Annotated in this window: 21 protein-coding genes; 4 read left to right on the top strand and 17 right to left on the bottom strand. The window is 41.9% G+C overall.

The window, feature by feature from the left end:
- The first annotated feature begins 23 nt into the window (after window positions 1-23).
- Window positions 24-983: a class 1b ribonucleoside-diphosphate reductase subunit beta gene (nrdF, locus tag MHI32_RS07055; protein ID WP_076099522.1), complete on the top strand. Its 960-nt coding sequence runs from the start codon at window positions 24-26 to the stop codon at window positions 981-983.
- A 64-nt stretch (window positions 984-1,047) separates the two neighbouring features.
- Here the strand turns inward: nrdF and MHI32_RS07050 are convergent, their stop codons facing one another.
- From MHI32_RS07050 to MHI32_RS06975, 16 genes are all read right to left on the bottom strand, one after another.
- Window positions 1,048-1,407 carry a hypothetical protein gene (locus tag MHI32_RS07050; RefSeq protein WP_036675871.1) on the bottom strand — a complete coding sequence of 120 codons (360 nt, stop codon included), beginning with the start codon at window positions 1,405-1,407 and terminating at the stop codon, window positions 1,048-1,050.
- Window positions 1,408-1,904: 497 nt separating this feature from the next.
- Window positions 1,905-2,678 (bottom strand): SDR family NAD(P)-dependent oxidoreductase, encoded by a 774-nt coding sequence (locus MHI32_RS07045; protein ID WP_036675873.1) that lies wholly within the window; start codon window positions 2,676-2,678, stop codon window positions 1,905-1,907.
- Window positions 2,679-2,967: 289 nt separating this feature from the next.
- Entirely contained in the window at window positions 2,968-4,230 is a 1,263-nt protein-coding gene (locus MHI32_RS07040) for a HAMP domain-containing sensor histidine kinase (protein WP_340012077.1), read from the bottom strand.
- Window positions 4,231-4,331: 101 nt separating this feature from the next.
- Window positions 4,332-4,991, bottom strand: a complete 660-nt coding sequence (locus MHI32_RS07035; protein ID WP_076125504.1) for a response regulator transcription factor — start codon at window positions 4,989-4,991, stop codon at window positions 4,332-4,334.
- A gap of 15 nt (window positions 4,992-5,006) precedes the next feature.
- Window positions 5,007-5,768: a lantibiotic immunity ABC transporter MutG family permease subunit gene (locus MHI32_RS07030; RefSeq protein WP_340012076.1), complete on the bottom strand. Its 762-nt coding sequence runs from the start codon at window positions 5,766-5,768 to the stop codon at window positions 5,007-5,009.
- Between the two features lie 2 nt (window positions 5,769-5,770).
- A complete protein-coding gene (locus MHI32_RS07025; RefSeq protein WP_340012075.1) occupies window positions 5,771-6,454 on the bottom strand; it encodes a lantibiotic immunity ABC transporter MutE/EpiE family permease subunit in 684 nt (227 codons plus the stop codon).
- 60 nt (window positions 6,455-6,514) lie between these two features.
- Complete coding sequence (locus MHI32_RS07020) at window positions 6,515-7,225, bottom strand: lantibiotic protection ABC transporter ATP-binding protein (RefSeq protein WP_076308038.1); 711 nt, start codon at window positions 7,223-7,225, stop codon at window positions 6,515-6,517.
- 157 nt (window positions 7,226-7,382) lie between these two features.
- A complete protein-coding gene (locus MHI32_RS07015; protein ID WP_340012074.1) occupies window positions 7,383-10,454 on the bottom strand; it encodes a glycoside hydrolase family 2 TIM barrel-domain containing protein in 3,072 nt (1,023 codons plus the stop codon).
- Between the two features lie 37 nt (window positions 10,455-10,491).
- Window positions 10,492-11,313: a carbohydrate ABC transporter permease gene (locus MHI32_RS07010; protein ID WP_036675882.1), complete on the bottom strand. Its 822-nt coding sequence runs from the start codon at window positions 11,311-11,313 to the stop codon at window positions 10,492-10,494.
- On the bottom strand, window positions 11,313-12,125 hold the full coding sequence (locus tag MHI32_RS07005) for a sugar ABC transporter permease (protein ID WP_232061505.1): 813 nt from the start codon (window positions 12,123-12,125) through the stop codon (window positions 11,313-11,315). The genes MHI32_RS07010 and MHI32_RS07005 overlap by 1 nt, the downstream gene beginning before the upstream one ends.
- A 228-nt stretch (window positions 12,126-12,353) precedes the next feature.
- Window positions 12,354-13,655 (bottom strand): extracellular solute-binding protein, encoded by a 1,302-nt coding sequence (locus MHI32_RS07000; protein WP_076125404.1) that lies wholly within the window; start codon window positions 13,653-13,655, stop codon window positions 12,354-12,356.
- 184 nt (window positions 13,656-13,839) lie between these two features.
- The gene (locus tag MHI32_RS06995; protein ID WP_339190013.1) at window positions 13,840-15,630 is read right to left on the bottom strand and encodes a sensor histidine kinase; all 1,791 of its coding nucleotides are present in this window, start codon (window positions 15,628-15,630) and stop codon (window positions 13,840-13,842) included.
- On the bottom strand, window positions 15,627-17,186 hold the full coding sequence (locus MHI32_RS06990) for a helix-turn-helix domain-containing protein (protein ID WP_339190012.1): 1,560 nt from the start codon (window positions 17,184-17,186) through the stop codon (window positions 15,627-15,629). Before MHI32_RS06990 ends, MHI32_RS06995 begins: the two co-directional genes overlap by 4 nt.
- Window positions 17,187-17,425: 239 nt before the next feature.
- Entirely contained in the window at window positions 17,426-17,656 is a 231-nt protein-coding gene (locus MHI32_RS06985; RefSeq protein ID WP_076218299.1) for a hypothetical protein, read from the bottom strand.
- Between the two features lie 6 nt (window positions 17,657-17,662).
- Window positions 17,663-18,886, bottom strand: coding sequence for a Ger(x)C family spore germination protein (locus MHI32_RS06980; RefSeq protein WP_339190011.1), 1,224 nt, complete (start codon window positions 18,884-18,886; stop codon window positions 17,663-17,665).
- Window positions 18,883-20,397 carry a spore germination protein gene (locus tag MHI32_RS06975; protein WP_076125412.1) on the bottom strand — a complete coding sequence of 505 codons (1,515 nt, stop codon included), beginning with the start codon at window positions 20,395-20,397 and terminating at the stop codon, window positions 18,883-18,885. Before MHI32_RS06975 ends, MHI32_RS06980 begins: the two co-directional genes overlap by 4 nt.
- Before the next feature lie 145 nt (window positions 20,398-20,542).
- Between MHI32_RS06975 and MHI32_RS06970 the strand changes: the two genes are divergently transcribed.
- On the top strand, window positions 20,543-21,646 hold the full coding sequence (locus tag MHI32_RS06970; RefSeq protein WP_340012073.1) for an endospore germination permease: 1,104 nt from the start codon (window positions 20,543-20,545) through the stop codon (window positions 21,644-21,646).
- Between the two features lie 555 nt (window positions 21,647-22,201).
- On the opposite strand, the gene MHI32_RS06965 is transcribed toward MHI32_RS06970, so the two are convergent.
- Window positions 22,202-22,615 (bottom strand): zinc ribbon domain-containing protein, encoded by a 414-nt coding sequence (locus tag MHI32_RS06965; protein ID WP_076125416.1) that lies wholly within the window; start codon window positions 22,613-22,615, stop codon window positions 22,202-22,204.
- A gap of 286 nt (window positions 22,616-22,901) precedes the next feature.
- On the opposite strand from MHI32_RS06965, the gene MHI32_RS06960 reads away from it, so the two are divergent.
- Window positions 22,902-23,120 (top strand): PspC domain-containing protein, encoded by a 219-nt coding sequence (locus MHI32_RS06960; protein ID WP_038569266.1) that lies wholly within the window; start codon window positions 22,902-22,904, stop codon window positions 23,118-23,120.
- A gap of 59 nt (window positions 23,121-23,179) precedes the next feature.
- On the top strand, window positions 23,180-23,872 hold the full coding sequence (locus MHI32_RS06955) for a PspA/IM30 family protein (RefSeq protein ID WP_248547806.1): 693 nt from the start codon (window positions 23,180-23,182) through the stop codon (window positions 23,870-23,872).
- Window positions 23,873-23,890: the final 18 nt, after the last annotated feature.

Here is a 23,890-nt window from a genome sequence, read left to right as displayed (position 1 = left end):
GCAGAAAAGGAGATTGCAATATTATGACCGCTATCCAAGCCGTTAACTGGAACCGTCCCGACGACGATTTCTCATTGATGTTCTGGAATCAGAACATTATGCAATTCTGGACGGACGATGAAATTCCATTATCCGATGATAAAATGTCCTGGCTCACGCTCAGTGAGCAAGAAAAGGACTCCTATATGAAGGTGCTGGGCGGCCTGACACTGCTGGATACGATTCAAGGCGGAGTCGGAATGCCACAGATTATGGAGCATGTCGAAGGCCTTCAACGTAAAGCCGTACTGGGCTTCATGGGTATGATGGAACAAATTCACGCCAAATCGTACAGCAGTATTTTCACCACTTTGTCCTCTACAGAGGAGATCGACAGTGTATTCCGCTGGGTAGAAGAGAACCCCTTCCTCCAGTTCAAAGCGGAGACCATCTCACAATATTACAAAAACATAGACTCACCAAAAGACCTGTACCTCGCCATGGCAGCCTCCGTGCTGCTCGAGAGCTACTTGTTCTACAGTGGTTTTTTCTATCCCCTATATCTGGCTGGGCAGGGCAAAATGACTTGCAGCGGTGAGATCATCGACCTTATTCTACGGGATGAGAGCATCCATGGGGTATATGTCGGCGTGCTGGCACAGGAGATCTTTGACGGGCTCCCAGAAGACGAGCAACGCGAACTTCACCATACGCTGGTAGAATTGCTTCGACTGCTGCATGAGAATGAAGAGCGTTATACCGAGCAGATCTATGCCCCTATCGGATTGGTGGACGAGGTTAAGACTTTTCTAAGATACAATGCCAATAAAGCGATGATGAATCTGGGCCATGATCCGCTATTTGACGAGGAAGAGATCAACCCGATTGTTCAGAACGGGATCAGCACCCACACCAAGCAGCATGACTTCTTCTCGAAGAAAGGCAACGGATATGTCCGGGCGCTTAATGTGGAGCCACTGAAGGATGAAGATTTTCAATTTTAAATATAGATAAAACAAAAAGTGCGGAGAAAGCTCTCCGCACTTTTTGCTAACTCTATTTATTAGATTATTGCAATTTTTTCAGTACTGTTCTAGCTTCTTCATAGGTATCGTAAGCATCAGCAAAATCTCTGCCAAAAATACGTTTCAATTGCATTTTCCAAATTGGGTTTTTAGTTACATAAGCCCATCCTGCTTGGCCAGCTGCTTTCGCCATCTCACCTGTTGGAGCCAACATTGCTGCAACTTCAGGGGAAAGTACACTTGCAGATTCAGTTACATCAGTTGTACCTGTAAATTTAGGACTAACAAGCTTCATGATATTCTCAAAATCTTTCAAGTATCCTGGAACATCCTCAGCAGAAAAATCGATAGATACTACATCGATGTGGTTTTCACTTTTGTTGTATTTAATTGTGTATGACATAATTGTATTCCTCCAAGTTTTAATAGTTATTTTTTAATAATAGAAAGTAATGTATGTAACTCCAACAGACAAAAAATTTCTGCCCAGGCTTTTCAGTAACTTCTACTTTTGGCAACTGGGTTTGGAACAAACTGCCTTGTTTAAATGATGCCATATCGTTACAATCAATAGTTAATGACATCTATTTCCTGTATCGTTTTATTGCAACATCCTTTCTAATATATTTTAACTCATACCTATTACCTATATTATTATCGACAAATTTCTTTTTTTATTTATATTAAAATACAAATTTCTACAAATTCCAACATATCCATGGTTATATTTGCCTTAATTTCATTCACACTTGTGTAATTCCGTTATCGTTTAGAAACAACTAAAAAAGGCTCTGCGTGCGCCTTCCAACTCCAGTCCATTCATCCTATAGATATTCGAACAGGAATACGCCGCAAAGCCTTCAATACTAAATGCTTATATAAGTAAATTAATCCGTCTAATTACTTAGTTGCGGAGTAGCCCCCGTCAATCACATGTGCTGTACCTGTAATAAATGAAGCCTCATCACTTAGAAGGAAACATGCAAAAGCAGCTACTTCCTCAGGCGTACCATATCTGCCCAAAGCCGTTCCAGAAGCGATAAGAGATTGAAGCATCTCTACATCATCAGACAACAACTTTTCGTATCTGTTCATGGTTGGTGTAGGAATAGGACCAGGGCAAATAGCATTTACTCTGATATTACGGTGACCCACTTCTTTAGCAACCGATTTAGTCATGCCCACAATGGCGTGTTTACTTGCTGAATAAGCTGCATCATTTGCCATCCCAATAAAAATACCATGCAAGGAGGAACAGTTTAGAACGGAAGCACCGGATTTCATATGTGGTAATGCATAATGCAACATGTAGAATTGGCCATTAAGATTTGTCTGAATCACCTTTTGAAACAATATCGGATCATATTCTGTAACATCCGCATTATCTCCTGTAATTGCTGAGTTATTATAAAGGCAATCAATCTTTCCATAAGCTGCTAAGGTTTGATCTACGATATTTTTGCAGTCTGCTTCAACTGAAACGTCTGACCGCACAAACAGCGCTTCTCCACCTAAAGCTTTGATTTCTTCGACTGTGTTAGCGCCAGCATCTGATCGATTGGCAACTACTACAGTACCACCCTCTCTTGCTACTCTCAATGCTGTAGCTTTTCCGATTCCGGTACCAGCACCCGTAATAATAACTACTTTGTTTTCAAATCTGTTGCTACTCATTATGCGCACCACTTTCTTATGTCTTTTTCAGGAAGAGGATTTGAACCTCATAGACCCTAATGTCACCTGATACAATGTGGATTGGAACATTTTTGCAGAAAAATCGACAAAATTATCCTCTATATGACAACTTTATTGTATTTAATTGTATATAGCAATCAATATTTTAATCTACTTTTCCAACAATTGAGAATTTGGTTTTGATCGTCATAAAAAATACACCCCTTAGAATTTCATCAGATAAACCAGAAGTTTTATCCAATGTTATTCTAAGAGGTGTAATAAACCTCTACCTAACTCCACGAACTGGGACGTCGATTCGAACTTGACCTCCACCCGTGAGGGTAGAATTGCTAATATGCAGACTGCCCTGATGCTGCCTGACAATGGTGTCGGCAATATAAAGTCCCAATCCATAGTGACTTTTGGAGGTACGGCTACTGTCCCCTCGATAAAACTGCTTAACTGCTGATTGGAGTCCCTCACTTGTAAATCCTGATCCACTGTCTGTTACCGTTATACTCCACCGATCTTGTTTTGCCTCAACCTGCAAATAAATCACACTCTCATACGGGGAATACTCTACCGCATTAGCGAGTACATTCATCATAGCCCGATGAAGTAGCTCATCGTCAATCAACACCTCAGGGGGCAGATTATTGTCCTGGTGAAATTCTATCTGAAGACGCTTAGGGACAACCAACGCATCTAACTGCATACGAATTTGCTGGATAAAGGCATCCGTTGCAACCCATTTAGAGCGGGGAGAAATTTGTTTTCTTGTATTTGAAATCTCAATGAGTGTTGCCATGTATTGTTCGATTTGATCTGCATTTTTGGAAATATACCCTATATATTCTTGCTGATTCTCTGCTAAATCTGAGTCTATCAGCAAATCTGCATTTCCTTGAATAATCGTAAGAGGAGTCTTAATGTCGTGGGCAAGCGCAGAAATCTGCTCTTTTTTCATTTGTTCCAGATTCCATTGCTGTTCTAGCGACTTTTTCAATTCCTCTCTCAGCTGTTCCAGGGATGATAGCACCTCATCAATTTCACTGACCCCAGAATACACGACAGTAAAATCCAAATTCTTAGCTTCAATGTGATGTGCAGCTTCCTGCAAGGAAGCCATTTTTTGACTCAGTCTTCGAGCGAAAAATCCAGAAATCAGAATAACTTCCAGTAACATCAGAACTACAAAAAACAGCAATAGCGTTAATTGCGGATTAGGCAGCGTGTTATGCAGAAAATTCGAGGTGAACTGCGGTACGATCGCATATTGCAGTACGATAACCTCATGCTCCCGCTCAATCACATCGCTGCAGTTTGTACCCATAAGATTACAACTGCTTTGATTCTTCTGCAATATATCTAGAGCACGTTCTTTAGGAATATTTCCTGAAATATAGTTCTTTTGCTGATCCAATACCGCATATTCCGCTCCCCAAGGGATCATTTCTTCCGTAATTTGTGGCGCACGCTGCAAAACATCCCAAGACTTTGCAATGGATTGCTCGGTATGGTTTGCTGGAACAATCATTCCATACTGCATTAAGAGAGTAAATACCCCTAAACACAGAAATGCCAATAATAGAGTACACGCACCTAATGATAATAAATATTGAATGAAGACTGTACGGAGCCGTATTCGTTTCACACCCATTTGTAACCTATCCCCCAAACGGTTTCAATCGGTGAAACCTCCCTCGCACTCAGCTTACTGCGGATATTTTTCACATGTTCTGTAATAGTTGAGCTATCGCTTTCTCTGTCATAGCCATAAACCGATTCATAAATTTGTTCTTTGGAAAAAACCTGACCTTTATTTCTAGCAAGAAATTCACATATCTGATATTCACTTTTAGTGAGATTTATTTTCTCTTTATCAACAAAAATCTCCTTTGCCGAGAGATTGAATTTCACTCCAGATGCGCTTAACATATGATTTTTCTCTCGATTTTCACGCCGCAGATGAGCGTTCACCCGAGCCTTCAACTCGCCTGCACGAAAAGGCTTCACGATATAGTCGTCTGCACCTACACTAAGTCCAAACATAATATCCGTTTCCATTGATTTAGCTGTAAGAAACAGAATCGGACAGTCTACGATATCCCTGATTTGAGTACAGAGCTCAAAACCATCGATATCTGGCATCATCACGTCCAACAGGATTAAATCAAATGTCGAGTACTCATTCAAAGGCATATGTCGTGCACTTGTTTTTATCGTAACCCTATGGTGATCTTTGCTAAGAATATTATTTACTAGCGCCAAAATATCAGGTTCATCATCTATTATTAAAATATTAGCCAGTGACCTCACTCCTATTTATTCATATGATTTCCTACCCTGAAAGTAATGAAACCATATCAAGCCTAACACTGCCATTACCATTGTACTAATAAGTATAGCAGGTACGGAATGAATAAGTTGCAGCTTCAATACTTCCGTTTCAATGAGCCCGTTGGGTTGAGCATAAAATAAGGGAAGTTGAATCATCCGCATCGACCAGGCCCACGGTATGTATAACCACACTTTATCGCCTACAATTGTTCCACCTACGATAGCTGCAATTAGCGTACCTGCACTACCCACCGTTAGAGAAAGTCCCATGCCTCCAGCATAACTTAAGATGAGATGAAAGATCATTAAGATTAGAGCAGTGCCTACTACCCAACAAGCTCCTTGCCAGAATATTAGATATTGTATCCGCTCTATATGCAAAATTTTTTTCATGCCCAGTATTAGAATTGATGTTGAACCGAATACGATCCATATCATCGCCAAGATTATGAACCCTAGTTTTCTTACATAACACTTCGGACGTGAAAGAGCACTTAATAGATTATAGAATCCCCCTGCCCCCTCCTCTAAACCACTCATTAAAGCAGAGAATAATCCTATCCCAACAGGCAACCCAAAGGCTATTAATGAAAAATAACCATCATAGATGTGAAGCTGATCCGCACGCTGTGAAAAATACCAAAGTACCATCATCGGATATAGAACAGGAACAAGGAATATCAACCAACGAATTGCAGTGTGCTTAGTCATCAACCATTCAGCTTGTAATAGTCGGAGTATCACCATCTCTATCGCACCTCTCTTCTACTAAACCAGCAGCTAGTTAAGGTGAGGGTCACCAAAAAGAATACCAGCGACACCACAATTCCAGGTAAAATAACCGAAGAGTCTCTTAGAGCATCCTGTGCTGAAAGAGCCACACCATTGGGACGCACACCAACAATGGGACACATTAACCTTAAAGCCCAACTCCACGGAACATAAATCCATGAAGGTTGATCCGCTGCTAGTACACTCACAATCATCCCAAACAGACCTGCAAGAATAGATACTACCGCCCCAAATTGTTCGGCTAAGAATAGATAGATTGGAATCATCCCCAAAGAGGTCAACCAAACAACAATAGCAGCTGTTGTAATTTCAGATAAGGCTGCTGCACCCAAAGGAAACAAAAGACCAGATAGGTACATTACTGCAATAAGAAGCAGCGAAGACAGCAACAAATAATATGACACCACAATTATTTTACTGAGCCAAAGTTTAGCGATACTAATTCCATGACTGCTTAAGCTACGGTACCCTCCAGCCTTACGATCCTTGTTATTCGATAGTGTAGACAACAAAGCAGATCCTATGGTCATGAATAACAGCGGCCACCAATTAAATACCATTTCCATAAAATAGTGGTCTTCCGTTTGCAGGTTCTGTTGTGTGAAAAATGAAAATAGAAGAAAAAAACAGTGGCACCGCAACAATCAATTTTCGCGAAAATGTTCGTTTGAATTTAAGATTTTCAGATAACAGATAGTGGATCATCTTGTTACCTCCTGTCTGTTCCGAGTCACGACTTCCATGAACAATTTCTCCAAATCATCACCAGGATATATTGCATTCTGATACCCCAGAACACCATTACTAATGATCCCAATATGATCGGCAATTTGCTCCACCTCATGAAGAATATGACTCGATAAAATGACTGTAATCCCTTGTGCAGGAAATGAGCGTATAAGCTCACGTAATTCCTGAATCCCAATGGGATCAAGCCCATTTGTCGGTTCATCCAGAATCAAGAGTCTAGGTTGATTTAACAAGGCGATCGCAATCCCGAGACGTTGCTTCATGCCCATAGAGAATTGTCCCGCTCTTTTTTTGCCTGTTGTTGTTAAATCAACAATTTCAAGAACTTCCCGAATCCGAGAATCCGGTAAGTTTAATATTGTCGTATGTACCTTCAAATTTTGGGCAGCAGTCAAATTCCCGTAAAGTGGCGGGGACTCAATCAGCGCTCCAATGTGTAGTAAATCCTTACGTGTCCATGGATGACCGTCAAATAAAATTTGTCCTGACGTCGCTCGAAGAATCCCTGTTATCATTTTTAGGGTCGTCGATTTACCTGCGCCGTTTGGGCCTAGCAGTCCATAAATCGAATTAGTTTTTACGGTTATGCTGATATCGCTAACCGCACGCTGCCCCCTGAAACTCTTGGATAAATTATTAGTTTGTAAAATATACTCTCCCATCCTATATCATCCTCTCATTTGCTATACGTTGATCATATATAGCAAATCTAAGGACTTTATAAGGTTTTACTGAGCTCAAATTATAAGGAATTATAACGAGCATAAAAAAAGCTCGGTTCAAATTTAACATTGAACCGAGCCTGTTGAATTTTTATCATCATGCTCTGCGAATTGTAAATTCAAAATCCATATCTAAGGATGGATTGATTTGATATTCATCAAGAACTGGAGCTCCCCAGCTGTCATCCCCGCCTACGCCCATTTGACGTCCAGCAATGGTAACAACGGTATAGTGAACGTTCGGCAGCTCATAATGATGTGTCGCATTCTCCAGCTCCATTGCCGAGTAAGGCGAGATATTGGCTTCAACAGGGGCTGTATCTGGTGCCGATATTATAATGCCTTGACCATAATCGTTCTTAATGGATACTTCGCGCACACCTGTGCGGTTGCCCGATTCCTGCGGCACCAAATAGGACGACACATTATCCACCGCATGATTCTGGAAGCGACACAATCTTGCTCCACACGCACGGTCGATATAATTTTCTTCCGGCCCATTTGCATACCAATTCAGCTGGTGATAATCCGCTGGCACCTTAAAGCTTAAAGCGAAGAGTGGAAGCTTTGGTAAACCCGCTGCTCCATGGTAGCTTGATTTCACCTGTATGCTTCCATCGGAGAACACTGTGTAAGTTACACGTACACGTACCTCCTCTGATACACTAAGCTTATACACGTAAGTCACGGTCGCACGATCTTTCTCCTCCACGAGCTCGAAGCTTAACGTTCTACGGGTCAAGCTTGCTGCATACCAAGGGGAAGAGTCGAAATGCATTCCTGCCCCCTTATCATTGTCTGTCATTGCTCTCCAGAAGAGTGGTGCCGGCGGTGAAGAGATCATTTCCTGTCCTGAATATTTAACAGAAATTAATGTGCCCGCCTGCTTTGAGAACATTACGGAGAAGTCACGACCATGTACACCAATATTCACATCTCCTTCAACCACGCGAAAATCATTCACGACAGATGTTATTTTAGCATCTGTTAAAGACTCCTCGGCTGACGTATTGGCCACTTGAAAAACATGCTGGCCAAAAGCGATTTCATAACCGCTATTCGCCCATAATGAATCTTCCTTCAGGACAAGTGAAACATCCAAGCTATACTCGCCAGACTGATTCTTGATATCGGGTAGATCAACTTCTACATATTTTTCCTCGCCTGGATTAACCTGAGCGAATACAGTTCCACGCTGGATGACCCTACCCTCATAGTTCAGAGCGTATTGTAATTCATAAGCATCCAAGCCCACAAATAAGTTTTCATTTCTGATTGTAAAACCCTGACTGTCCGGGAGCAGCTTGACGTTCTGATACAGAAATTTCACTTCCTGCATTTTTGGCGACCATCTCCGATCCGCATACACAATTCCGTTACCGGAGAAGTTGTAGTCGGTTGAACGGTCATCAAAGTCTCCTCCATAAGCCATGAAGGGCTTACCGTATCGATCATTTTTTATAATCACCTGATCCATATAATCCCAGATAAATCCACCCTGATACATTGGATACTTCTGTTCTAGCTCTGTGTATTTATGCAGTCCCCCGACGGAATTCCCCATCGCATGCATGTATTCACAGCTAATATATGGCTTTAACGGATCTTCTGTTAAATATCTTTCAATATCTGCCGCTTTCGCATACATGCGGCTTTCCATATCGCTCGAATCATCATATTCACGGTTATGGAACACCCCTTCATAATGAACCAAACGAGTAGGATCCTTCTCTCGAAAATAATTGGCTACGTTCAAAATTACTTCTCCTGCAAAAGATTCGTTCCCACAGGACCAAATTAGAATGGAGGGATGGTTTTTGTCTCTCTCTACCATGGAAATCGCACGATCCATCACGATATCCTGCCATTCAGGCTTATTGCCGGGGATGTTCCAAGACGGCTCAACTGCCCCCATTTTCTGCCATGATCCATGCGACTCTAAATTCATCTCGTCAATGACATAGACTCCGTATTCATCACACAACTCATACCAGAGCGTCATATTCGGATAGTGCGAGGTCCGCACAGCGTTGATGTTCGCCTGCTTTAAGGTTTTTATGTCCCATAGCATATCTTCTTTTGTAATGCTGCGTCCAAAGCGCGGATTAAACTCATGTCGGTTGACGCCTTTAAATACAATACGTTTGCCGTTTAAGTGCATAATCTTATCTATCATTTCGAATTTCCGAAAACCAATTTTTTGCGGCACAACTTCTACAAGATCCCCGGATGCGTTGTAAACAGAGACGTAAAGGGTATACAGATTAGGAGCTTCTGCGCTCCACAGCTGCACCTTTGTTGCCGCAAGCGTAAGCGAAAGGGAATCTCCTGAAACTTCACTTTCCCCACTAGCTACAAGATTACCTGCTCTATCCTTTAGCTCAAGGAGCACTTTTGAGGCAGAATTACCTATCAATTGCATGACAGCCGTCAGCGTTCCTTGCTCAAACTTTTCATCCAAATCGGTTTGAACGTGGAGATCCCGCACATGAACATCCGGCACGGTGTATAGATACACCTCACGAAAGATTCCCGAAAAGCGCCAGAAGTCCTGATCCTCCAACCAACTCCCCGTGCTGCGCTGATAGACTTCGACCGCCAGCTTATTTTCACCTTCCGTCAAGTACGATGTTAAATCAAATTCACTCGGTGTAAAGCTATCTTCGCTATAGCCAACAAATTCCCCGTTTAGCCATATATAAAAAGCCGATTCAACTCCTTGAAAAGATATATACACCGGACGTTGCTCCCAGCCCGCAGGAACTTCAAAATATTTGACATAGCTGCCTACAGGATTGTGGTCCTCAGAGATCATCGGAGGTCTAAGATGCTCATGACCGTCCCATGGGTACATCGTATTCACGTACTGAGGCTGCCCATAACCCTGAAGTTGGATATGACCGGGAACTTTAATATTCTTCCAGCCTCTGCAAGACACGTTCTCCTTATAAAAATGAACCTGTCGTTCCATGGCATTTTGGGCATAGCTAAATTTCCAGCTGCCGTTCAGGCTGTGGCGCCAGGGCATTTCTCCAAGCGCTTCGGCTTCATTTTTCGTTTGGTAATATCGATGGTCAGAATGCGCGTGCACTCTGCCTATTGCATAAATGGAAGGGTCTGATAACCATTCCAGACTTGGAGTGAGGTTTCGTTCAACCTGCTGCTTCATCTATATTTCCTCCTCTATTCATAACATGATCGCTAACTTATTTAACCGAACCCGTCATCCCAGCTACAAATTGCTTTTGCATCATGAAGAACACTAGTGCTGTCGGCAAGGTTGTAATGACAATCGCAGACATGATCAGACCATAGTCAGGGGCATAACCTGAACCTAGATTCGAGATAAGAAGGGGCACAGTCATATTTTCTGGTGATTGCAGTACGATCAAAGGCCACAGATAATTGTTCCAGCTGTTTAAAAATGTGATAATCGCTGCGGCGGCGTAAGTTGATTTCATCGTTGGCATATAAATGCGGAAGAACAAACCAAATTCCGAAAGACCATCGATGCGCCCAGCCTCCATCATATCCTTAGGAAACATTTTTGTACTTTGACGAAAGAAGAAAATTAGAAATGCTGTTGTAAATGTCGGAAGAATGACCGCCGATGCTGTATCGATGCCCAGAAAAGGCACTACACTAGATACTTTTGCGAACATTTGAAATAGAGGTACCATGATCGCCGCAAATGGAATCATCATTGAAGCAAGTAAAATATTGAATACGATATCTTTACTCCGGCTGCGGTACATTTCAAAACCATATCCAGCCGCCGATGCGACTAGCAGTGAAAGCACAGTAGTCACCACAGAGATTTTTGCAGAGTTCCAGAGAGCCTGCCACATATCCACTGAACTAAATAGATTGTTTATATTTTCCACTAGATGTGCACCCGGCAGCAATGTCCCTTTGGTTACATCAACCGACTGGTTCGTGGCGCTTATAACCATCCAGATAAATGGAAAGATAGAGATCAGCGCAGCGATGATTAGAAATACGTAAGTAAACATGCGTTTGGTTTTCATTATCTCTTATCCCCTCCTACTTTGTTCTGAATAAGCGTCAGAATGAGCACCATTACAACAATCGAATAGGAGACAGTTGCAGCATATCCAAAGTTAGGTGTGTATTCAAAGGAAAGGTTATAAATATATTGGGAAATCGACATGGTTGCATTGCCGGGTCCACCTTTCGTGATGTTAACCACCTCGTCAAACAACTGAAGGGTACCAATGGTCGATGTGATCGTCGTAAACAAGATAATCGGCTTCAATAGGGGAATTGTAATTTTGAAAAATTGTGTAAATGCACTCGCACCATCTATATGAGCAGCCTCATATATTGATTTGTCGACATTTTGCAGTGAGGACAAATAGAAAATCATATTATAGCCAGTAAAGCGCCAAGTGATAGCGATAATGATAGTGACTTTGGCCCAGAAGGGGTCAGTAATCCATTGAATCGGTTCGCTGATTAGATGCAGATTCACCAGAAATTTATTGACGATACCTTCGGCTCCAAACATGTACTTGAAAACAACGGAGTACGCTACAAGTGAAGTTACCGTTGGCAGAAATATGGCCGTTCTGAAAAATCCTTTAAATTTCAGTCTTTCGTCATTTAGCAGCACAGCGATAAAGAGCGCCAGCACCAGCATAACTGGGACCTGAATAATCAAGTAAATAAAAGTGTTTTTGACGGCTGTAAGGAAAGTGGTGTCGCTAAACAGCCGAATATAGTTATCAAGGCCGGTAAAATGAAGATTGTTGCCTCTACCTGTCTTGAAGGATAGAATTAAGGCTTGAATCATTGGATAGAAATAGAAAATACTGATCATAATTACCGGCACAATAACGAATAACCAACCTGTCAGATGGATCTGCCGTTGACCCTTAGAGCTTTTATGTCTTTGAGAGCTTAGCCCTGGCTTTACATTTTCCACTCCACTTCACACCCTTCTGTCTGATTTATTAGAGATGAAAGCCCCTGCTACCCATCCTTCTGTAGAAATCCAATTTACAGGAGAAGTAGAAGCAAGGGCTTAGATTGTACAGCCTAAGTGTGATTAGCGAACTTGGGTATCTGCTTGCTTCTGGGCATCTTTCAGAACAGTATCTACATCTTTTCCACCAAGATAAGATTGCACTGCTACAACCATAATGTCCTCTATTGCGTAAGTGTTCATGCCGTAGTTGACGTTAGGAATTTGCTCGGTCCATGCCGCAAAATCTGATACAACCTTTTGACCTTTGAAAAATTCATCCGCTGCTGAATAAGCTTCTCCGCTTGCCGCAGCTTTTAAAGTGCCGATAACACCAACTTTTGTATTCAACGTCTGATACAAATCAGCATCAGAAGCAAATGTTTTTGCAAGGAACTCCGCAGCGGCTTCTTTACCATCTACATTCATTACATACCAGGAGCTGCCCCCAAGGTTAGATGCATGGACGGAGCCTGCTGTTGCTGCCAGCTTAGGAAGTGGAGCTACTGCCCACTTACCGGATTGGGAAGCTTCGGCTTTAATTGAAGGGGTAATCCAGTTACCCGTCGGCACGGTTGCCACTTCACCACTATTAAATGCGCCTACAAATTGGCTCCAGTCTGAGTTAACTTTCACGATGCCGGAATCCATCATTTCTTTGTACAATACAAGTGCCTCTTTTAAAGCAGCGTTGTCTGCAATGGTCGGAGTCTGACCGTCTTCACCTGTATACCATGCACCCGCCGATTGAATCATGACCCGGATAAGTCCAAGATCATTGGGATCCAGTGTGATCATGCTTTTGCCGGTTTTTTCTTTTACAGCTTTACCGATCTCGATATATTGCTTCCAGTCGATATCCTGTAGTGCATCCAGGCTGTAGCCTGCTTGCTCAAGATAGTCTGTCCGTACATACATTCCAGTCACACCAGAATCAAACGGAACACCGTATTGCTTGCCGTCAACACTGGTCGGGCCAATCTTATAATCCGCAAAATCAGCGGCTTTTACAACATCAGTCAATTCATAAAAGGAATCCGGATACGCTTGTAAAAAGCTTTGCGCACGGTAATCCTCGATCAATACAATGTTAGGAAGACCCTTCGTAGATCCAGAGTTCAGCCCTGTGTTCAGCTTTTGCACGATATCAGCCTGTGCGTTCTCTACGACGTTTACCGTTATGTCTGGATTGACTTTCGCATAAGCTTCTTTGGCAACATTCATGGCTGCAATGTTAAACGCTGGGTCCCAAGCCCAAACTGTGATTTCTTGTGGCTTACTGCTACCTTCGCTTCCGGAGTTGCCCGTTTCGTTTTTCGTTCCACCTGAGGAACATGCCGAAAGTAGAACCACACTAGCCAGCATCACGGATAATAATTTTTTCACTTCGTAACCCCCTTGTTAATCTGTAAAATAATAAAGATGGAAGCGTTTTCTCTGCTACAATTCCATATTATCATTTTGTATTCGCTTTCTTTGGCAGTATCTTTGTTAGCTTTGGTGTTATTATTGGATTCTATTTTCCCTCTGAGATCGACGCTGGTACTAATTTTAGATTTTTGTAAATTTTTTAGCCTTTTAACAATGGAAGCGTAATTATGATCTTCGTACCTTCATTTCGTTTGCTTGTAATGTTAATACCGTAACTCTCTCCGTACAGCAATTTGATTCTGTCATCAACATTCCGTATACCGATCCCGGAGAACAATTGGCGTTTGTGCTTCGAGGCTGGCAACTGTTCTTCTTTCAGAAAATTAGGATCAAGGTCCATCCCGTCACCATTATCTACAACTTCACATACAAGCTGATCTTCCTGAACGGCGATCATGATTAGAATTCTTCCCTCATCTTTAAGATTGAATGCATGAAAGAACGCATTTTCGATAAAAGGCTGCAGAATTAGCTTTGGCATATGATAATCCAAGCTTTCAGGCTCCACAAAATAATTCACGCGGATCTTCTCGCCGTACCTTACATGATTGATATATACATAATGCTTCAGCGATTCTAATTCCTGACTAACAGGTATAGTGGATTGAACATCACTGACAGTATTTTGCAGGAGTGAGATTAGCGAATTTATCGTGCCAGCTGCTTTTTCTTTGTTGCCCTGTTGCACCAGAAATTTGATAGAAGCCAGTGTATTGTATAAAAAATGGGGATTGATCTGCATTTGAAGGGCGGCCAGCTCCGCATTACGCTGCTGCTTCTGGGTCTCCATCAACCGATCAACATAATCATGTAGGGAATCAAGCATAAAATTAAAGGCATTGCCTAGCTCCTTAACTTCATAACTACTAGTAGCGACATCCACGTGGTTATCGAATCCCCCCTTAGGAATACTCGACATCTGTTCAACGAGTACACGCAGGGACTTCGTCATTTTCCTTGTAATTAAAAATACAATAATAAGCGAAATGGCTACGATAGCCATGATCGTCAACGACACTGCTTTGGCATTAACCATCTGCCCGGTCACAGCTTTTTTATCGATCAGATTCACCAAATAAACATCAAATTCAGGCAAGTATTCCGAGAATACTACCCGTTCATTCCCCATCACATAGACAGATTCTCCATTGTCTCCTGTGCTCTGTTCATCAACTACTTCTTGAAGCAGCTGTTGATCGTTCAGTCCAATCAGCTCTGTCCTGTTGCTGGATACGATTTGCCCTTTTGCATTCAGCAACACAACATCATTACCTTCACTCGTAAAATTGGCATAGAAGGCCTTGAAATCGCTATCACGAATTGCAATGTACATAGTGCCATAGATACTGCCGGTCGAATGATCAAATAGAGCTTTAGAAGCCACTAACAAGATCTCTTTCTTATGGGTTTGACCATCCTCTTTTTGATAAAGCTGGTACAGAATTTGCTGCGGATGAGCCACTGTCGCTTTCGTAATCGGGTGGTTCTTCAATTCTTCAGCAGTAGCAGACCAATACCAAGGGTCAGTTGAGTAACTTCTGCCATTCGCACCTACAATCATAATCCCCACATCAAAAGCACTTAGGTTGGAGCGGACTGCCCGCATGCTTTCTGTCATCTGGTAGGTTTTGATAGCGAGTGTCAATGAATCCGTCTCTCCCCCAGACAAATAGCTGCGGATGGCACCTTTCTGAGCTGTCATTGTAGCACCCGTAGCTACAACGTTGTTGTAGGACTCCAAGTTTGTCTTCATCTGATTTAGTAGTTTGCCATTCGTTATGCTGAAGGTCTTTAAGAATAAATTTTCTGACATACGGATGGTAATAGACAAAGTCAGCAGGGATACAGCAACAATGCTTATGAGGGTCACAAGAAAAAGCTTAAGAAATAGGCCCTGCTTTCTAATCTTGTTAATGATAGTTCCTATCATGGTCGCTCTACGTCCCGTCTTCGGTACTGGCTCGGAGAAATACCTGCCTGTTTCTTAAACACTTTAGTAAAATAACTCTGATCCGAATACCCCACACTAGCGCTGATATCAGAAATTGTTTTTTCCGTCGTCACGAGTAACTCCATGGCTTTCTCCAACCGGACCTTGTTCAAATATTCATTAAATCCTTCACCATTCTGAGCAGTGAAATGGCTCGATAAATAAGAAGCGTTGAAATGAAACTGCCGTGCAACCCCAGTCAACGTGATGGGATCAGCGTAATGAGTCTGAATGTATTCAAGCAATCGGGTCATATTGGGATTGATCGTTAGGTTCGTCTCACCAATCGCACGTTCAGCTTCGCGAATAAAGGCTTCAGCAACAGCAATTGCGTCTCCGGCATACATCGCTTCATCTATTTTTCGAAAGAAATCGTATTTGGATGCCTCCAAGCCTCCAGTCTCGTACTTCATTTTTCCAAGTGTGGTCGCTACGTTAAATATGAAATTCCCCAACAACGATTTGAATTCGAAAATATCGGTCCTATAATCCATCGAACGGAGATGAACATATTCCAGAAATCCAGTAAATGCCTTCTGGTATTGCTTACGTTTCAGTTGTTCCATTAATTCGCCCATATCATATTCCTGATAGGCTCTCGGAAGGCTGGGCAAATGATCGTTTTCAATTAAGCTTCGATCCGGCAAGTAGAAACTGTATCGTGTAAGCTTTAAATAATTGTCTCGATAAATCTCTCCCAGCTTATTAAAATCCGTAAAGCTTTGGCTGATAACGAAATGTGTTTCTCTCGCCCAATGATCCATTTCCGAGACCAGATATCGAAGCTCTATAACAAGCTCGTCCCACTGTTCCGGGTTTGCATTAAGCAAATAAATAACTGAATCATTGACAAACTTCAACCGAATAAACACTGTATCACCCAAAGGGAGCGTACTAAGCCCTTTTTCTATTTTCTGTGTGAAAGTTAACCTATCCCCAGAATCTTTAATATGTCTCATATCCGCTCCGAAGAAAGCGAATAGTGGGTGTGGAAACTTCGCATGAAGCAAAGCAGGTTCAAGCCCAGACTCATATCCGGTCATAAGCTTCTCGATAACTAGCAAAATTTGCTTTTCGCCAGGATCCGTTCCTTGATCGGACATCTCCATCCCTACCAATTTAGCAGTGGTTTTATTTAGGATGGATAACAAATAGTCAGCTTCCAGCTTTGGCTTCAGAATGTAGTCCGCTACCCCACTTTGAAATGTGGATCGGACATAATCGTATTCACTGAAACTACTTAAGACGATTACTTCAATATGAGGGTATTTCTCCTTAACAATCTTAACCAGTTTCTCTCCGCCCATGATTGGCATAACAATATCTGTAATGATGATATGGGGACTGACCTCATCCATCATATTTAGTGCTTCAAGCCCGTTAGCAGCCTCACCAACAATTCGATACCCTTCATTCTCCCAATCCAAAAGATGTTTGATTCCTTGTCTTACTAGCATCTCGTCATCAACAATCATAATTTTGAATATTGGTTTCATTTCTTCCCCCTTGTAACCGTTTTCTTTCCATTTGTTAGTATACAATACATCCAACAAGGAGCAAGCTTCTAGACAAGTAAAGCCGTAAGCTTACTTAAAAATTGTTCATTCCAAATCATATGCCCCACCGACAAATATGGTCAACCTCTCATTTTTCATCCCATGAAATATTCTTAAATTTAAGTAAATAACTTCTAGATGATACAACAAAAAAAGCTGCGATAATTGCAGCTTTTTTGTTAATGAAACAATAATCCAAATAAATTATTTATTGGCTTATAGATAAAAATAATAAGAAACAGCGGACTGGGGATGTTCAATTTTAACAACGAGCAGAAGGTCGCACCTAGACCCAAAATCCAAAAAATAAAATATATGCTAAGATCAGGCACTCGGCGCTTTCGCATTAATTTAGGCAAATCAAGTGCCATACAACCTACAGCAATCACCAAGAATAACAGTACTAGCATTTTACTTCACTCCTTGATTTTTTCAAGAAAAGAATTATCTGTGAGACCCACGCGGTTAATAACTGCTGAGGCTTTGTAATGGATGGGCAATGATTTAAGATAATCGTCACCCTTTTGTTGCTGCAGCTTTGCCCAAGCTTTAGGGCTGGCATGGTAGATCGATTGTCCGAATCCCATAATATCAACATTGAAACGATCATTTACATGCTCCACAGTTTTTTGCATCCGCTCTATAATCCGCTCCTCTGTTTCCTTTTCCAAACGTTTTATAGTCCTTTCCGATTCCAAATTTTCTACACTTTGCACTTCTTCAATATTGCAAAGCGTCTTAACACTAAGGTAAATATGCGGCTCCCCATTAATGATTTTCACTTTGCGTTTAGTTGTAGCCTGGATCGCTTCGATTACAATGGGCTTTCCGTCTTCCCCTGCGATCGGGCCAGAATGTGCGGTTACCTTATCGTTGATATAATTGTAACCAATCGTTTCTCCCTCGGTTAGCCAACCGATCAACTTGTCTTTTTTGAACACAGCTACAGTATGGTATTCCAATCTTGCCTTAGGCATTGTTCGCTCTACATTGCTTTTGTCCTCTCCATCTTTGGGATCGCCTATAATTTTCACTCCGGTTAGCACAGGATTCTCGCCTTCAGACAATAAATTCTCAATAAAATCATCCAGCGTGACAGCGACTGTTTTTGCTGAATCTTTATAAGAATTATCCAAGGAGCTAAATAATTTGTTCGCTGGTAATTTATCCATAGGTGTAAGGACATTCAAGACATTGCTGGCGGTTGTATCTCTGGCAACCATAACGTAGAAATCCATCCGGGGTTCCCGACTTCTTTTAAATACATCGAGTATCTCACCCACTCCGGTGCGGGCAAGCTCCTCCCCAATCACCAACACCCGGATATGACCGAGATAACTTGACCTAGAGCTATCCAGATTCAGCTTACGCAGCGCATCATAAAACGTAGGTACAGTAAATTTATATACAACCACTGGGACTCCACTGCCTCCCCCTCCTCCATTCGTTTGGGAGGTAATCGCAGATGGAATAACGACCTGCATCGAAACGGTATAACCTTTTTCTGCCTTGTCAATCCCTATCCCCAAGACAAAAGCTATCTCATTCAGCTCATTTCTTTCCCAACAGCCGCTTAGCACTAACGTAAATTGGAGAGCTAGCATTAATCGAAGAACGCCTCTAGCTAATTTTTTATTCATTTGGTTGGTTCCTTATCACTGGATGTGCTTTGACGAAACAGGTTCTGCGTCTTATTCTCAGCAGGCCTTGTCTTTAAAAACGGCCACGGAAAGCGAAAAATAGAGTCTTTTAAATCTTTGGAATTATACGGTCCGAGCGGACTCATATAAGGCATTCCGAAAGAACGCAGACTCGACAAATGCAATACGATGATGAAAATACCGAAGAGAATTCCATATAATCCGATGAATCCGGCCAAAGCTATAAGCACAAAACGGATCATCCGCGCAGCAATAGACATTCCTGTCTCCGGAATAACAAAACTAGAAATAGCTGTTAGCGATACAATAATGACCATTGCGGATGAAATAAAACCCGCTGCTACCGCGGCTTGTCCAATCACCAACGTTCCGACAATGGAAATCGCCTGACCAATATTTTTGGGTATCCGCACCCCGGCTTCCCGCAAAATCTCATAAGTCATTTCCATGATCAGCGCCTCAACAAAAGCAGGAAAAGGAACACTCTCCCGCTGGGCAGCTAAACTGATTACAAGATTGGTCGGTATCATCTCCTGGTGATAGGTAGTAATCGCAACATACAATGAAGGGGCAAGCAAAGTAATAAAAAATGAAATAAAACGAACTAATCTCAGCAATGTTCCAATATCGGCCCTTTGGTAATAATCCTCAGCTGACTGAAAAAATGCCACAAAAAATGTGGGCACCAGCAGTACAAAAGGAGTTCCATCAACAAGAATGGCCACTTTTCCTTCCAAAATACCCGCTGCAATCGTATCCGGACGATCACTGTTGTATACGGTAGGAAAAGGTGTAACTGCCGTCTCTTGAATAAACTCTTCAATATATCCACTCTCGAGAATACTGTCTGTATCTATTTTATTCAGACGGCGCTTTACCTCTTGCACCAGTTCCTTATTGGCGATGTTACTTAGATACATAATGGATACGCTGGTTTGAGTCACCCTTCCGATCTGAACGGTTTCCAGCCATAAATGGCTATCTTTGATTTTTCGCCGAACCAGTGCCGTATTCGTCCGTAAATTCTCAGTGAATCCTTCCATTGGACCCCGAACAACCGACTGTGAGCTAGGCTCCCCTACATTACGATCTTCCCAGCCTGGTAAGCCGATCCGCAGAGCGCTGGATAACCCGTCAAGCAGCAGCATTATATTACCGGACAATAAATGATGAATAAATTGGCTGTAATCGTCAATGACGGCTATATCGCCGGCTATTAATATCTGTTTCTTAATCATCTCAAACTTCTGCTCGGGAGAAAGCCCCCTCAGCTGTTCGTAAGGAATGTGTTCCTGCAAGGAATACAAAATTGAATTATGCAGCACCTGAGTATCCACAAGACCGTCTATGTAAATCAAAGAAATATGAGTGTTCTCTTCTATCTGCAACTCTTTTATCACTACATCAGAGCTTTCACCCATCAATTGGTACAAATTAGCAATATTAACTTCCAACCGGCTTGATAATGTACCAATCTCCGTATCTTTCATGATGCAGCCTCCACTTCTCCATAGATAGATGAGTATAGTTTGATGTTAATTATGATAATTATTCCTTCGGATTAAAAAATCGGGATGGCATAATTCTGGTAACTACAACCATACTAAAACTAGTCCAATAAATTTGAGGGGGTATATGAGTTTGGAGAAAGATCGAATTAGTACCAATCAAATGATTATACTCGGGCTATTCACATTTATTGGGGATATGGCGCTTGTGTATCCGGCTTTAATGATATCAGGAGCGAAACAAGATGCATGGATTGCTGCTTTGATTAGTATTCCCTTGGGTCTAGTGACCATAAAACTGTTACTCTGCTTAGCAGACCTTGAACCCAACAAGAATATTATCGAGCTTAGCCTACAAATTTTAGGGAAATGGGTCGGAACTGCTGTGGCCTTATTCTATTTAGGGTTCTTCCTGATTGCTGCCTCCACCTACATAAGAGAAATTGAAGATTTCATGTGTACACAGATTTACGAGAAAACACCCGGTGGGGTTATTCGTTTCATGGCCATTTTCCTGCTGGTATATGGGGTACGACTTGGCCTAGAAACATTGGGCCGGGCAGCTCAGCTTTTTTTCCCTTTATTTGCAGTTTTTTTGATCGGTCTGCTGCTCCTGCTGACCCCCGATGTCAAAATGGAACGTTTATACCCCATCTTGAACACACCAGTACCGGACATGCTTCATACTTTGATGTATGGTGTTTTTTATCCTTTTGGCGAATTGTGCGTGTTTCTAATGATATATCCTTATGCTCAGAAAAATAGCAAAACAAGCCGGGATATTTTCATAGCCTTGATCATCGGAGCTCTGGGCCTTAACCTCATCTTATTGTTTTCCCTTACCGTTCTAGGTGTTTACGCTTCTGAACATCAATTTTATGCCGCTTATATTCTTGCTCAAAAAATTAATATTGCTAATTCTCTGCAACGTATTGAAGCGCTTATGGCTACAGCATGGATTATCAGCACGTACTTCAAAACAGCAGTTTATTACTATGCTTTAACCTTAGGTACAGCCCAATTATTTAAACTCAAAAGCCACCGTCCTCTGATCATACCCACTGGATTTTTGTTATTCGGTATGTCACAGCTGATTGCCAAAGACATCATTTTCTATGTGAAGGAGATCCCCGCCTACTGGGTAGATTGGGATTTCACCTGTGCATTTGTTCTGCCGCTTATGTTGCTAGTTGTGTATCAATTTAAGAAACGCCATGCTTCTAAGGTTTAACTGACACTAGATTATGGACAAGTGAAATTAAGATTGTAGATACGAATCCCACTTAAAGATCTAATTAAGCTCCGCTAAAATAATTGGGGAATTTCTCCCTGAAATTCTGGGATTTTCGTTCATTAGACTAATGATCAGGGAAAACCTCCCTAAATTTCAGCTGATTCGTTAGCAATTAAAGAAATTCCCCTTATTATTAGGGAGGAATTCCCTAAATTCGTTCATTTAGAGCGAATATTGGTTGTTTTCAGGGAGTTTTTCCCTAATTAGTTTTAGGCCGGCTTCGCACACTCATAAACGCAGACAACACAAACGTCCCCGCATACTGCTTATCGCACCGTCCAATAGATATCGCCCCAACAGATATCACACAAAGTGAATATTCCGCCGCCCAACCTAATGGCATAGAATACTTTGTGTGCGTAGCCCATAGTCTATTGGCTAAAGCAAGAATCCGCTTATAGACTATTTACTAAAAAAGAAGCTGCCTCATAAGTAGTATTCACTACTTTTGAGACAGCCTCTTTGTTCATAAGTTTCTTGTATGAAGTAACTCTATTCCTTCTTATCCAAAGAAAACGACGATGGAGTTACATCACTGACAGGTTCTTTTGCCACTTCAAAAGTGGATCCGCAGGCCGGACAAAAGCGTGCCTCGATCGCCACATTCCCACCGCATGCTTTGCAATGCTTTACATCGGACAACTCAGCTATTTGCTGAAGGTTCGTCTCAATCTCCGCCTTCAATTCGAGAATACGATTGATATTAGTCTCGATTTGCTCACTTGGCAGTGGTCCTGCACCTTGAGTTACGGCTTCAAATAACAGTTTGCCCATGACCTGATACTGCTGGTCAATATCATTTTGCTTACCGTTATTTTGCAGCTTCAACCGGTTAATCTCCACCACTGTTTTTGCTTTATTCCCAGCCTCGCTTACCCCTGCTTTTACTTTGTTAAAAAAACTCATATTCAGCCCCCAATTCCGTAGTAGTCATATATAAGCATATTTCGACACCGCCAGAAGTATTCCTTTCTTTATTGTACCTAACTTCGTCCATGGTTTGTAGCCTATAACCGATTTACTAACCCTTTCCCCGCCTTCCTGCGGGAACGAACCTCGACTCAGGTCTGGTATACAAAACCGCCTTCAGGCCGTTTTTTCGCATGCAAAAAGACATTAGAATGAGTACATAAGCAAACGGGTTGCAGGATTCAATAACAATCACACCCATACGAGAGGAAGAAAACAATAAATGAAAAAATTATATCGTTCCCAAAGTGATCAGAAGATAAGTGGTTTGTGCGGAGGTCTTGCTCGTTGGTCTGGTATTGATGCTACAGTAATCCGTCTTGTTGCTGTTGCCGCAGCATTGTTCAGCTTCGGAACAGTACTTATCTTCTACGTCATCGCTAGTATCATCGTTCCTAAAGAACCTTTTAACAGCTTTTCAGATGGACATGATTTCTATTAATTAATCGTCGTTCAATACAAGCCAGCCCTAATATAGCCATAAAAAAGGAGAGATAGAACATGAGTCTATTAAAAAGAATTTCCACAATTACTAAAGCAGCCCTACACGAAGGTCTAAATAAATTAGAAAACCCGGTATTGCTGACAGGTCAGTATTTACGTGATCTTGAAAATGATATTGCTAAGGCGGAACGCAATGAGCGTGATCTGCAAGTTACAGCAAGTGTGTTGGAACGCCGCAAGCAAGAATATACTCAGTTAGTAGAGCAAAGTGAAGCCGAAGCCGTTCAAGCAGTTGAGCAAGGAAATGAAGAAAGAGCTCGCCTGGCACTCATAGCCAAGTTACGGTACGTGGAACAGCTGGAAGAGTCCATAAATAGCCAAGTACAAACTAAGCAATCCCTGGCAGAGCTTGAGATCAATATCGCTAGAGCTAAAGAAGAGCGTGAACATCTCAAAGCGAAAAGAACTGAGCTTATCGCTCGCGCTCAACAAGCCACAGAAACACTCCACTCAGCTCCACGTAGTTCTACGAAAGGTCTACATGTAGGATCAGCTTCGCAAGGCTTCGAACGTATGGAAGAGAAGATTTTCGAGTGGGAAGCATTGGCGGAAAACTCCAAAAATAAATTCAATACAGGTACAGGAATAAGTCCTTCCATCGATCCTAACCTGCGTAGCGCTGTTGACATCGAAATCGAGCGAATCCGCAACCGTAAAACTAACACTGAAGTAAACACTGAGAAAAAATAAATAGGACAATAAACCCCT

The organism is Paenibacillus sp. FSL H7-0690 (genome assembly GCF_037980415.1).
In the GTDB taxonomy this organism is placed as follows: Bacteria; Bacillota; Bacilli; order Paenibacillales; family Paenibacillaceae; genus Paenibacillus_AQ; species Paenibacillus_AQ odorifer.
Note: the sequence above shows the minus strand (reverse complement) of the source record. Positions and strands in the feature narration are given on the sequence as shown.